Source organism: Komagataeibacter oboediens (assembly GCF_018491655.1).
In the GTDB taxonomy this organism is placed as follows: domain Bacteria; phylum Pseudomonadota; class Alphaproteobacteria; order Acetobacterales; family Acetobacteraceae; genus Komagataeibacter; species Komagataeibacter oboediens.
Genome location: NZ_JABLUU010000050.1, coordinates 1 through 999, shown reverse-complemented (window position 1 = coordinate 999; position 999 = coordinate 1). Strand labels below are relative to the sequence as shown.

Here is a 999-nt window from a genome sequence, read left to right as displayed (position 1 = left end):
GGACAATCGTGCTGTCGATCATCATGTATCCGTTGTCGCGATCGGCAGCCAGATGCAGGAAAACCTGCTCGATGACACCGCTTTCGCACCAGCGGCGCAGACGTCTGTGAACATTCTTCCAATCCCCGAACCGGGCAGGCAGATCACGCCAGGGAATGCCGGCACGGTAGCGATACAGCACGGCTTCCACAAACAGACGGTTATCGGCGGCCGTTCCGCCGACATGACCTTCGCGACCCGGGAGAAGATCTTTTATCCGTTCCCACTGGCTGTCACTCAGGCCATATCGTCGCATTCATTCTCTCCCTGAAAACCGAGAGAAAACATCACAGATCAAATGCGGGTACAAGCCTCATAGAGCAAGATGCTAACTGACGACACGCCCTGGCGACGATCGTATCATAGAGGTCGGTCGACGTGGGCCAGCCCGCGACCCACTCCAATGGCAGAATGATGCGAGCAATGAAATCTTCCGTTGACGCGCTGCCAAGCCACAGCCTGAACGGTTCGCTGAGCGTGTCATTGTCTTTGAGGAAGGCTTGTATGCCCGCCGCCATCTCGACCGATCTGCTGTCACCTGGAGCCATCCGGATGCGTTGCCACGCTTCGAGACCCGGAATGTCAAACCCGAACGGCTGTTTTTTCTCCCGACCTATTCCTGACGTGGTGAGAAACCTGAACTGGATCCCGACTCCCGAATTTCGTCCAAGATGGTCCCAGAAATTGCCGACGGCCTCGAGGGCGCTCTCAGACCGCAAGGTGACGTTGCCGGAACTTGAGGTGTCCTTGACCTGCTCGACAGTGGCAGTGCCGGTCTGCTCGACGAGATCGAGGTCCTCGGCGCCTTCCAGGACAAGGATCGCGCCGTCTGGAAGGTCAATCCAAGTCTCGATGCTGCGCAATATCTGGTAGGAATAGCCGCGCAGCGAGTCGACGGCTTCACGCTCGGCGGAACCCTTGAGGGGGGGGCGGGAACAGACGCAGTCATCGATAGCAACT

Annotated in this window: 2 protein-coding genes; both read right to left on the bottom strand. The window is 58.0% G+C overall.

Annotated elements, in window-relative coordinates; translation table 11 throughout:
• The coding region (locus HNO79_RS16335; protein WP_214165950.1) for an IS5 family transposase at nt 1-295 on the bottom strand (295 nt) is incomplete at its 3' end.
• Nucleotides 296-326: 31 nt separating this feature from the next.
• Nucleotides 327-999, bottom strand: a 673-nt coding sequence (locus HNO79_RS16330) for a hypothetical protein (protein WP_214165951.1), incomplete at its 5' end; no start/stop codon positions are given.